The sequence below is a fragment of the Mitsuaria sp. TWR114 genome, from assembly GCF_007997345.1.
Genome location: NZ_VOSR01000616.1, coordinates 1 through 10,662, shown reverse-complemented (window position 1 = coordinate 10,662; position 10,662 = coordinate 1). Strand labels below are relative to the sequence as shown.

At 69.6% G+C, this 10,662-nt stretch carries 10 protein-coding genes; 2 read left to right on the top strand and 8 right to left on the bottom strand.

The features are described 5' to 3' along the window. The 7 genes from FUT87_RS20790 to FUT87_RS20760 all read right to left on the bottom strand — a co-directional run. Nucleotides 1-270: phosphoethanolamine transferase domain-containing protein (locus FUT87_RS20790; protein WP_186830665.1), on the bottom strand; the 270-nt coding region annotated here is incomplete at its 3' end. A 177-nt stretch (nucleotides 271-447) separates the two neighbouring features. Next, complete coding sequence (locus FUT87_RS20785) at nucleotides 448-2,076, bottom strand: response regulator (protein ID WP_186830664.1); 1,629 nt, start codon at nucleotides 2,074-2,076, stop codon at nucleotides 448-450. Nucleotides 2,077-2,287: 211 nt separating this feature from the next. Next, entirely contained in the window at nucleotides 2,288-3,433 is a 1,146-nt protein-coding gene (gene dnaJ / locus FUT87_RS20780) for a molecular chaperone DnaJ (RefSeq protein WP_091723150.1), read from the bottom strand. 116 nt (nucleotides 3,434-3,549) lie between these two features. After that, entirely contained in the window at nucleotides 3,550-5,532 is a 1,983-nt protein-coding gene (dnaK, locus tag FUT87_RS20775; RefSeq protein WP_147241582.1) for a molecular chaperone DnaK, read from the bottom strand. Nucleotides 5,533-5,678: 146 nt separating this feature from the next. Next, nucleotides 5,679-6,221 carry a nucleotide exchange factor GrpE gene (grpE, locus tag FUT87_RS20770; protein ID WP_099861786.1) on the bottom strand — a complete coding sequence of 181 codons (543 nt, stop codon included), beginning with the start codon at nucleotides 6,219-6,221 and terminating at the stop codon, nucleotides 5,679-5,681. Between the two features lie 311 nt (nucleotides 6,222-6,532). Beyond that, nucleotides 6,533-6,964, bottom strand: coding sequence for an RNA-binding S4 domain-containing protein (locus FUT87_RS20765; RefSeq protein ID WP_147242248.1), 432 nt, complete (start codon nucleotides 6,962-6,964; stop codon nucleotides 6,533-6,535). A 15-nt stretch (nucleotides 6,965-6,979) separates the two neighbouring features. Beyond that, the gene (locus FUT87_RS20760; protein ID WP_186830663.1) at nucleotides 6,980-8,887 is read right to left on the bottom strand and encodes an MFS transporter; all 1,908 of its coding nucleotides are present in this window, start codon (nucleotides 8,885-8,887) and stop codon (nucleotides 6,980-6,982) included. Nucleotides 8,888-9,035: 148 nt separating this feature from the next. Here FUT87_RS20760 and FUT87_RS20755 point away from each other — a divergent pair, with 148 nt between their 5' ends. Both FUT87_RS20755 and FUT87_RS20750 read left to right on the top strand, forming a co-directional pair. Next, a complete protein-coding gene (locus FUT87_RS20755) occupies nucleotides 9,036-9,998 on the top strand; it encodes a LysR family transcriptional regulator (RefSeq protein ID WP_147242246.1) in 963 nt (320 codons plus the stop codon). 127 nt (nucleotides 9,999-10,125) lie between these two features. Next, a complete protein-coding gene (locus tag FUT87_RS20750; protein WP_091726538.1) occupies nucleotides 10,126-10,332 on the top strand; it encodes a hypothetical protein in 207 nt (68 codons plus the stop codon). 75 nt (nucleotides 10,333-10,407) lie between these two features. Here FUT87_RS20750 and FUT87_RS29120 read toward each other — a convergent pair. After that, the coding region (locus tag FUT87_RS29120) for a hypothetical protein (RefSeq protein ID WP_186830662.1) at nucleotides 10,408-10,662 on the bottom strand (255 nt) is incomplete at its 5' end.

The window sequence follows — 10,662 nt, the reverse complement described above, 5'->3', positions numbered from 1 at the left end:
CGCGCTGTCGATGACCACGCCGTAGCTGCCGATGAAGTAGGCCAGCGGCGCGGTCAGCAGCAGCATCAGCGTGAGCAGCGGCTTCACCGCCGCGCGCCAGGCCAGCAGGCTGAAGCAGGCCGCCAGCACCAGGACCACGATGCCGGCGAAGACGACGACGAACAGCTGGCCCGACGGGCCGGCGTAGTCGGACATGCCGCTCATGCGCTGCCACAGCGGCCAGTTGCCGAGCACGCCGATCCAGAGCGCAGCCAGCCAGGTCAGGGTCAACGGGGAACGTGTGCGCGGAGCGCCGGCCTGGCGCGATCGCGAGGTCGAGGAATCGGAAAACGGCATCTTGCTTGTGTCAGGCCGGCATGATCAAACCGGCCCTTGTAGTGGTCCCACCTGAAGATCTCCTGAAGCCTCGCCCTGCGTCATGCCGCGGTGCGGCCACTGGACCGGCCTTCATCCCCGCAAGGCCATGCCGCCGGCGGCACGGGCCGCCTTCAGCCCCTGGCCGCTGGCCTGCACGTAGCGGCGTTGCAGGTCCTCGATGCGAGGCGCCAGCGCGCTGGGATCGCTCATTCTGTCGCGGTAGCGCTTGAGCACCAGCGCCGCCATGTCGATCAGCTTGGCGTTCAGCGTCAGCCCGCCTTGCTCGACCAGCAGCTGCACCCCGGCCTGCGCGTCGCCACGCATCGCCTGGCGCATCGCGGTTTCCGAGATCGCGAAGACGCGGGCATTGGCCTCGCGCATCAGCCGTGAACTGGGCTCGTGGCCCTCGGCCATGGCGAGCATCACCTCGGTCGCCGACTTGGAGCTGCAAAAGCGCAGCCCGAGCTGGCTCATCAGCAGGTCCATCTCGCTGAGCTCGATGTCCTGCCGCGCCATGCGCACCCACAGGGCGATCAGCAGGCAGGCGGCTTCCAGGTCGAAGGCCTCGTCCGCGGCGCGGCGCGCGAAGTCGCGCGCCAGCTGCAGCGCATCGGCGAGCCGGCGTTCCATCAGCAGCCGCAGCCCCTGCAGCAGCACGTCGAAGCGCTGCAGCCGGACGTCTCGCGGCGCGCGTTCGATGCCCTGCGCCAGGGCGTCGGCGGCGTACTTCAGTCCCTTGCCGTCCTTCGCGTCGAAGCGCATCAGCGCGAGCAGGGCCAGGCTGTGCCAGTCGAAGAGCTTGGAGCGCAGCCCCTGCGCGAGGCTGCGTTCCAGCATCTTGAGCGCCTCGTCGCGCTGGCCGGCATAGAAGGCCAGCGTGCCGCAATGCTGCTGGCGCAGCAGGCATCCCGGCGTCAGCGTCGCGGCGGTGCGGTAGGTCGCGAGCGCGGCGTCGATCTCGCCTTGCTCCATCTGCACCCGGCCCATCAGGTCGTAGCTGTCGGCCTGGTCGGGCATGTCGCCGATCAGCGTCTCCAGCGTGCGGCGCGCGGCGCTCAGGTTGCCGCTGGCCACCTCGGTGCGCGCCACGCCCAGCCGGGCCCAGGGCACGGTGCGCGCGGCGATGATCGCCTCGTACAGCTCGCGCGCCTCGGCGTGGCGCTCCAGGCGCAGCAGCAGTTCGGCGCCGATGCGCGCGGCATAGAGCCAGTAGGTCGCCTTCTGCTGGAAGCGCTCCAGGCAGAGGTCGGCGGCGCGGTCGAAGTCGCGGGCGTCGATGGCGTCGAAGATCGCCTTCAGCTCCAGCTTGCGGTGCCGCGCGTTGGCCAGGCGGTCGGCCAGCGCGGCGCTGGTGTAGGGCTTGACGAGGTAGGCATCGAGCGCCGCCTCGGCCGCCTCGGCGACCTTCGCGTAGGAGGCCTCGCCGGTGACCATGACAAAGACCGTGGCGTAGGGCAGCAGTTGCTCACGCCGCAGTTCATCGAGCAGGTCCTGGCCGGAGAGTTCCGAGCCGTCGAAGTAGTAGTCGCACAGGACGATGTCGTAGGGCTGCGTCTCGAGGATGACGCGGGCGTCGCGCACCCGCGTGGCCTGGCGCACGTGCCCGACGCCGAGTTCGCGCAGCTGGGCGGTCATCAGGCTGCGCGAGGTCGCGTTGCCGTCGATGACCAGCGCCTGCGTCTTGGACAGGGGGCTGGACAAGGGGCTGGCCAGCGTCATGGCCGCCGTCCTGCGGGCGTGGCGGGCGCCCATGTGAAAAAGCCCGCCTCCGAAGAGAGCGGGCCGGCAGCACCCCAACGATGTGTGCGAATGTCGTCAACCACGAAGCGGATTGTCCGCCCGGCGATCACCGCCGGCTCCCCGGGTTTGCGTGGGGGCCGTGGCTTGAATTCCCAATCCGGGCGTGAACTTGCACGCCGCTGTTGGTGGCTTACTTGAAGAGGTCCTTGACGCGGTCCGTCCAGCTCTTCGCGTTCGGCGAGTGGCGCTCGCCGCCGTCGCGCAGGCTCTTGTCCAGCTCCTTCAGCAGCTTGCGCTGGTGCTCGGTGAGCTTGACCGGCGTCTCGATGCTGATGTGGCAGTACAGGTCGCCCGGATAGCTGGAGCGCACGCCCTTGATGCCCTTGCCGCGCAGGCGGAAGGTCTTGCCGTGCTGCGTGCCCTCGGGCAGTTCGATCTCGGCCTTGCCGCCCAGCGTCGGCACCTCGATCGAGCCGCCCAGCGCCGCGGTCGTCATCGACACCGGCATCGTGCAGTGCAGGTCGTCGCCGTCACGCTCGAAGATGTCGTGCTGCTTGATGCGGATCTCGATGTAGAGATCGCCCGACGGGCCGCCGTTGACGCCCGGCTCCCCGTTGCCGGCGGAGCGGATGCGCATGCCTTCGTTGATGCCGGCCGGGATCTTGACTTCCAGCGTCTTGGTCTTCTTGATCTTGCCGGCGCCGTTGCAGGTCGTGCAGGGCTCCGGAATGATCTTGCCGGTGCCGTGGCAGTGCGGGCAGGTCTGCTGGATGCTGAAGAAGCCCTGGCGCATGTGCACCGTGCCGCTGCCGCCGCAGGAGCCGCAGGTCTTGGCGCTGGTGCCGGGCTTGGCGCCGCTGCCGTGGCAGGTGTCGCAGCCTTCCCAGGACGGGATGCGGATCTGCGTCTCCTTGCCGCGCGCGGCTTCCTCCAGCGTGATCTCCATCGCGTAGCTCAGGTCGCTGCCGCGATAGACCTGCTGGCCGCCGCCCTGGCGCCGGCCGCCGCCCTGCTGGCCGAACAGGTCGCCGAAGATGTCGCCGAAGGCCTCGGCGAAGCCGCCGAAGCCTTCCGCGCCCGGGCCGCCGCGGAAGCCCTGGTTGGGGTCCACGCCCGCGTGGCCGTACTGGTCGTAGGCCGCGCGCTTCTGGCCGTCGGACAGCATCTCGTAGGCCTCCTTGGCCTCCTTGAACTTGTCCTCGGCGTCCTTGGCACCTTCGCCCTGATTGCGGTCAGGGTGGTACTTCATCGCCAGCTTGCGATACGCCTTCTTGATGTCGTCTTCGCTGGCGTTCTTCGCGACGCCTAGGACTTCGTAATAGTCACGCTTTGCCATGGATCTTCCTGGGGGCCTCAAACCAAAACGCCGCGCGAGGCTGGCGGCCCCGCGCGGCGGCTGTCAGGCGACAGCGGTTGCCGATCGCGGCGCCGACCGGGGTCGGCGCGCACGGCTTACTTCGAGTCCTTGACTTCCTTGAACTCGGCGTCCACGACGTTGTCGTCGGCCGGCTTGGACGAGGACTGCGCGGCCGCCTCGGCGTGGTCCGCACCCGCCGCACCCGCCGCACCAGTGGCGCCCGCGGCACCGGCCGCCGCCTGGGCCGCCTGCGCGTCGGCGTACATCTTCTCGCCCAGCTTCTGGCTGGAGGTCATCAGCGCTTCGGTCTTGGCGTCGATGTCGGCCTTGTCCTCGCCCTTGATGGCTTCTTCCAGGTCCTTGATCGCGGCCTCGATCTTCTCCTTCTCGCCGGCGTCCAGCTTGTCGCCGTGCTCGGCCAGCGACTTCTGCACCGAATGCACCAGGCCGTCGGCCTGGTTCTTGGCCTGCACCAGCTCGACCTTCTTCTTGTCCTCGGCGGCGTTGGCCTCGGCGTCCTTCACCATCTTCTCGATCTCGGCCTCGGACAGGCCGGAGTTCGCCTTGATGGTGATCTTGTTTTCCTTGCCGGTGCCCTTGTCCTTGGCGCCGACGTGCAGGATGCCGTTGGCGTCGATGTCGAAGCTCACCTCGATCTGCGGCACGCCGCGCGGCGCCGGCGGGATGCCTTCCAGGTTGAACTCGCCCAGGCTCTTGTTGGCCTGCGCCATCTCGCGCTCGCCCTGGTAGACCTTGATGGTCACCGCGGGCTGGCTGTCCTCGGCGGTCGAGAAGGTCTGGCTGAACTTGGTCGGGATGGTCGTGTTCTTCTTGATCATCTTGGTCATCACGCCGCCCAGGGTCTCGATGCCCAGGCTCAGCGGGGTGACGTCCAGCAGCAGCACGTCGGTGCGCTCGCCGCCCAGGACCTGGCCCTGGATCGCGGCGCCCACGGCCACCGCCTCATCGGGGTTCACGTCCTTGCGCGGGTCCTTGCCGAAGAACTCCTTGACCTTCTCCTGCACCTTGGGCATGCGGGACATGCCGCCGACCAGGATGACGTCGTCGATCTCGCTCACCGACACGCCGGCGTCCTTGATCGCGGTGCGGCAGGGGGCGATGGTGCGCTCGATCAGCTCGTCCACCAGCGACTCCAGCTTGGCGCGGGTCAGCTTGATGTTCAGGTGCTTCGGACCGGTGGCGTCGGCCGTGATGTAGGGCAGGTTGACGTCGGTCTGCGAGGAGTTGGACAGCTCGATCTTGGCCTTCTCGGCCGCTTCCTTCAGGCGCTGCAGCGCCAGCACGTCCTTGGTCAGGTCGACGCCTTGCTCCTTTTTGAACTCGGCAATGATGTAGTCGATGATGCGCTGGTCGAAGTCCTCGCCGCCCAGGAAGGTGTCGCCGTTGGTGGACAGCACCTCGAACTGCTTCTCGCCGTCGACGTCGGCGATCTCGATGATCGAGATGTCGAAGGTGCCGCCGCCCAGGTCGAACACCGCGATCTTGCGGTCGCCCGCGCCGTGCTTGTCCAGGCCGAAGGCCAGGGCCGCGGCGGTGGGCTCGTTGATGATGCGCTTGACGTCCAGGCCGGCGATGCGGCCGGCGTCCTTGGTCGCCTGGCGCTGCGCGTCGTTGAAGTAGGCCGGGACGGTGATGACCGCCTCGGTCACTTCCTCGCCGAGGTAGTCCTCGGCGGTCTTCTTCATCTTGCGCAGCACTTCCGCGGAGACCTGCGGCGGCGCCAGCTTCTTGCCGCGCACTTCCACCCACGCGTCGCCGTTGTCGGCCGCGGCGATGGTGTAGGGCATCAGGTCGATGTCCTTCTGGACTTCCTTCTCCGAGAACTTGCGGCCGATCAGGCGCTTGACCGCGTACAGGGTGTTCTTCGGGTTGGTCACCGCCTGGCGCTTGGCCGAGGCGCCGACCAGCACCTCGCCGTCTTCCTGGTACGCAATGATCGACGGGGTGGTGCGGGCGCCTTCCGCGTTCTCGATGACGCGGGTGGTGTTGCCTTCCATCACCGCCACGCACGAGTTGGTCGTGCCCAGGTCGATGCCGATGATCTTCTTCTTAGCCATGTGGTGCTCCTGAATAGGGAAAAACTGGCGGAACGGTCAGCGTGGGAGGCTCGGTGGAGCGAGCGGCTGAAACAACGTTCCGGGATGCTGCTGATCTGTGGATAACTTCGCCGGGTTCAAGGGCCCCGATCGATTTTTCGCTGTGCTTACTTGGGGGCGGACACGGTGACCAGCGCCGGGCGCAGCACGCGGTCGGCGATCAGGAAGCCCTTCTGCAGCACGGTCACGACCGTGTTGGGATCCTGGTCCGCCGGGACCATCGAGATCGCCTGGTGCTGGTGGGGGTCGAACTTGGTGCCGGCGGCCGGATTGATCTCCAGCACCTTGTTGCGCTCCAGCGCGGACTGCAGCTGGCGCAGCGTGGCGTGCACGCCCTCGAGCACCTGCTCGACGCTGGCGTCCGGGCGGGCGATGGCGGCGGTCAGGCTGTCCACCACCGGCAGCATCGCGTCGGCGAAGCCCTCGACCGCGAACTTGCGGGCCTTGGCCGTGTCTTCCTCGCCGCGGCGGCGGGTGTTCTCAACTTCGGCCTTGGCGCGCAGATAGGCGTCGGACATCTCGGCCAGGCGGCGTTCGGTGTCGGCGAGCTTGGCCTCCAGCGTCTCGGGCACCGAGGCGGCGGCCGCGGCGGCAGCTTGCTGGGTCAGTTCGTCCAGCGTCGGGTCGGGTTGTTGGTTGTCAGTCGTCATGGTTGGATGGCCCCAAAGCGGAGCCCGACTTCTCTTCGGAAGGGGACCGGCGTCGGTGGGAGCCAGTCTGCGTCGGGCGACCCGCCGCATCTGGGGCCCATGGCCGGAACTTCAAGAGGGGGATTTTGGCATCGGTGCGCGGGCAAGCCGGGGGCCTGCTAGCGGCGCTTCTTACTGCGGAGGTCGGGGCGTTGGCCGCCATGGCTTGGGGCCCCGGCGGCCAGCGCCGAAACCCCAAGCCATGCCGTCCCCAACCCCTGTCGTCCTTTCACGGTTTTGCGACCGGGGACTTCGGGGGAGGGGACCGGCGGTCATTCGTCGATGCTGGCGCTCCAGCGGTCGTCCCACTCGGCCAGCTTGCGGCGGTCGTGCTTGGTCGGGCGGCCCTGGACGATGGTGTCGGCCGGCTCGGGGGCCAGGCGGCGCGCCTCGGCCGCGCGCTCGCGGGCGGCGATGCTGTCCGGCGTCTCCTCGTACAGCGTCTGGGCGACCGGCGCCGGACCGCGGACGCTGCTGAGACCGAGCACCTTGACCTCGCGGGCCACCACGCCCTGGCGCAGTTGCACCATGTCGCCGGGACGCAGTTCGCGCGAGGCCTTCACCGCCTGGCCGTTGACGGTCACGCGGCCCTTGCCGATCTCCTCGACGGCGATCGAGCGGGTCTTGTAGAAGCGGGCGGCCCAGAGCCACTTGTCCAGGCGCAGGCTGGTCAGCTCGGAGGAGGAACGGTGGGAGGCAGGCATCAGGGGCGGATTGTCCTACGCCGGACCGGCGTCGGTCGATGCTGCCGCCGGCAGCCGCACCACGGCGTCCAGGCCCTCGATGACCCCGTCGTGCTCGCGGTTGTCCAGCGCCAGCGTGCCGCCCAGCGAGCCGACGATCTCCCGGCAGATCGCCAGCCCCAGTCCCGAGCCGCCATTGGGCCCGGCCGCGAAGGGCTGGCCGAGCTTGGCCCGCAGCGACGCCGGGATGCCGGGCCCGCTGTCGCCGATGCGCAGCTCGACGACGCCGGCCGTCGCGCCGCTGCCGTCGGCCTCGCGACCGCGCAGCGTCACCGCGACCGCCAATCGGCCGCCGCGAGGGCAGTGCCGCAGCGCGTTGTGCAGCAGGTTGCGGGCGAGCTCGCGCAGCGCCCAGGCATGGCCGCGCACCGGCGCGGGCTCGGTGGACAGCTCGAAGTCCAGTTCGGCGTCGGCGATCAGCGGGGCCAGGTCCAGCGCCACCTCGCGCACCGTCGCCGCCAGGTCCAGCCGCGGCGGATCGCCCACCACCGGCGCGGTGTCGGCGCGGGCCAGCGCCAGCATCTGGTTGGCCAGCGCGGTCGCGCCGTCGACGGTCGCGCCGATCTCGTCGATCGCCTGCGCCGCCGGCACGTCGCCGCGCCGGGCCGACTGCACCTGCGCCTTGAGCACCGCCAGCGGCGTGCGCAGCTGGTGCGAGGTGTCGCGCACGAAGCGCTTCTGGTGCGCCAGCAGCCCGGCCTGGCGGTGCCAGGCCTCGTTGATCGCGGCCACCAGCGGCGCGAGTTCGGCCGGGACGCCCGGCATCGGGATGGGATCGACGTCGTCGTCGGCGCGCGCGGCGATCGTGCGGCTGAGCGCCCGCACCGGCCGCGTCGCGAACAGCACCACGCCCCACACCACGATCGCGATCACCGCCAGCAGCGCCGCCTGCCGCCACAGCGTCGAGACCAGCACCTGGCGCGCCAGCGTGCGGCGGATCTCCAGCGTCTCGGCGACCTGGATCGTGGCCACGCCCAGGCCGGCCGCGCCCGCCACCGGCTGCTTCAGCACCGCGATGCGCACCGGCTCGCCCTGGTAGACGTCGTCGTAGAAATCGACCAGCGCCGCGTAGGCGCCGCGGTCGGGCAGCCTGCCGTGCCAGGCGGGCAGGTCGTCGAAGCCCGATACCCACTCGCCCTGGAAGCCGGTGACGCGATAGAACATGCGGCTGCGGTTGTCCGCCTCGAAGGCCTCGAGCGCCGCGTAGGGCACCTCGGAGACGAGCCGTGGTGCCTCGGGCGTGCCCTGGACGTCGAGCTGCTCGCCGATGGTCTTGGCCGAGGCCAGCAGCGTGCGGTCGTAGGCGGTGTCGATGGCGCGCCGCGCGTCCTGGTAGAGCCGGTGCGCATTGGCGCCGATCAGCAGCCCCACCGGCACCAGGATGCCCAGCAGCAGCCCGGTCATCACCTGGCCGACGATGCGCCCCCGGTGCTCGGCCGGGCTCAGCGCCGCGGCCATCGGCACGACGTCCTGCGCCAGCGTCGCCGTCAGTCCCAGCAGCGCGCTGGCGACCAGGAAGGGCGCGAAGCCCGGTGCGAAGCCGCTCATCAGCAGGGTCGCGATCAGCAGCACGAACTTGGTGAGGATCACGCGGCGGCGATCGAAGCGGTCGCCCAGCGGCGTCAGCAGCAGGATGCCGGCGGCGTAGCCGAGCTGGGTGAGCATCGGCACCGCGCCGATGCCACCGGTGGAGGCGTGCAGATCCTCGGCCAGCGGGGCCAGGATCGGCTGGCTGTAGTAGAGCGACGCGGCGCCCAGGCCGGCCGATGCGGCCAGCAGGACGATCAGCGGCGCGGAGGGCGTTGCGCCGGCATCCGGCGGCGAGGCGGTCGAGGTCGTTGTCACGGTGGGTGTCGAGGTCGAAGTCAGCGGCAGGGCGGACATGGCAACTCCGGAAGGGTAACGAGGAAGCGGGAATCGGTGGGCGGCGGCGCGCCGGCACCGGGATGCCTCGCATTCTTCGGATGGGCGCCCGCCCGCGGAACCGGCCCCGCACGCACAGCGGCCATACGCCCGGCGTATAAAGCGCCTCATGAAAGACCTTGTCCGGGACGGCGGCCAGGACCGCCTCGCGCTGCTGCAGACCTTCCTCCGTGTCGCGGAGGCGGGCAGTTTCTCCGCGGCGGCGCTGCAGCTCGCGACCACCCAGCCGACCGTCAGCCGCCGGGTGCAGATGCTGGAATCGCTGCTCGGCGCGCGGCTGGTGGAACGCTCGACGCGTGGCCTGCGCCTGACCGAGGAGGGCGAGCGCTGCGCCGCGCAGGCGCAGGAACTGATCGATGGCTGGCAGACGCTGGCCGAGGAGCTCGATGGCGGCGAGGAGCTCTCCGGCACGCTGCGGCTGCGGGTGCCGCATGCCTTTGGGCAGAGCCAGCTGATCGAGCCGCTGGCCGCCTTCCTGAAGCGCCATCCGCGGGTGTCGGTCGAATGGATGCTGCAGGACCAACTGCCGGATTTCAGCCGGGAGAACGTCGACTGCTCCCTGCTCGTCGGCGAGATCAGCCAGCCCAACCTGATCGCCACGCAGCTGGCGGAGGTCCCGCGGGTGCTGGTGGCCGCGCCGTCGCTCGCGAAGAAGCTGCCCAAGGGCCTGGACCGGAAGACACCGGAGGAGATCGCGGCGCTGCTCGGCGCGCAGCCCTGGCTGGCGCTGCTGGCCTTCTACCGGGACGGCATCGACCTGCGCGCGGCGACGGGTGATGCGAGCCTGCACATCGGCTTCCGGCCCCGGCTGGGCACGGACAGCCTGTTCGCCTTGATCGAGTCCGCGCGGCGCGGCCTGGGCCTGGCGCTGGTGTCGCAATGGGCGGTCATCGACGACCTTGCTCAAGGACGCCTGGTGCGGCTGCTGCCGGACTGGTGCGCGACGCCGCTGCCGATCTCGCTCGTGTATCCGTCGCGCCACCTGCAGCCGGCCCGGCTGCGCGCGTTCCAGCAAGTGATGCGCGAGGTCATCCCGACCTTGCCCGGCATGCGCGAACTGCGCCGGCGGTGAGGCAGCAGCGTCCCTCCAGGGGCGCGCCTTCAACGACGCATGGATGGGCCAGTGAAACCGGATCCGCTTCCGCCTAGATTGCCTCGCTCGTGGGATCCCTTCCGTTCCCCTTGCCAGGAGCCATGCAATGAACGTTGAGACGACGAGGACCTTGATCAACGCCGGCGTGAGCGCGCAAGAAGCGCTCGCGATTTCTCAGGCGATCCATTTGGAGGTTGCGAACGCGAAAGCCGACATGTCGGTGAAGCTCTTCGAGAGCGAGCGATGGCTTTGCTTGGCGCTAATGGCGACCTTCCTGTTGTCGCTGTTCTGGGCTGCCGCTCTCGATCGCTGACGCGCTCAAGAAAAAGGACCGCCCTCGGGCGGTCCTGGTCACGGCGCCGCCGGGCCCCCGGCGCGCATCAGGCGCTCAGCTCTTGCTGGCGGGCTTGGCCGGCGTGGCCTTCTCGACCTTCTTCTTCACAGCGGGCAAGGCCTTGCCGGTGCTGGCCATGTTCATCTGCGTGTCCATGCGCAGCAGCTTGCCCTGCGGTCCCGCCATGTCCATGCCCATCGTCATCGACATCGTGCTGCGCAGCATCAGACGGTCGGCCAGGCGCACGTCCATCTTGCCGCTGCCGGTCGCGGTCATCGAGCCCTTCACCTCGGCCGGCGCGGACGCGGC

What these genes read in the sequence shown, in the direction of transcription:
- FUT87_RS20785 (WP_186830664.1), bottom strand. Translation starts at nt 2,076, where the DNA reads ATGACGCTGGCCAGCCCCTTGTCCAGCCCCCTGTCCAAGACGCAGGCG.
- dnaJ (WP_091723150.1), bottom strand. Translation starts at nt 3,433, where the DNA reads ATGGCAAAGCGTGACTATTACGAAGTCCTAGGCGTCGCGAAGAACGCC.
- dnaK (WP_147241582.1), bottom strand. Translation starts at nt 5,532, where the DNA reads ATGGCTAAGAAGAAGATCATCGGCATCGACCTGGGCACGACCAACTCG.
- grpE (WP_099861786.1), bottom strand. Translation starts at nt 6,221, where the DNA reads ATGACGACTGACAACCAACAACCCGACCCGACGCTGGACGAACTGACC.
- FUT87_RS20765 (WP_147242248.1), bottom strand. Translation starts at nt 6,964, where the DNA reads ATGCCTGCCTCCCACCGTTCCTCCTCCGAGCTGACCAGCCTGCGCCTG.
- FUT87_RS20760 (WP_186830663.1), bottom strand. Translation starts at nt 8,887, where the DNA reads ATGTCCGCCCTGCCGCTGACTTCGACCTCGACACCCACCGTGACAACG.
- FUT87_RS20755 (WP_147242246.1), top strand. Translation starts at nt 9,036, where the DNA reads ATGAAAGACCTTGTCCGGGACGGCGGCCAGGACCGCCTCGCGCTGCTG.
- FUT87_RS20750 (WP_091726538.1), top strand. Translation starts at nt 10,126, where the DNA reads ATGAACGTTGAGACGACGAGGACCTTGATCAACGCCGGCGTGAGCGCG.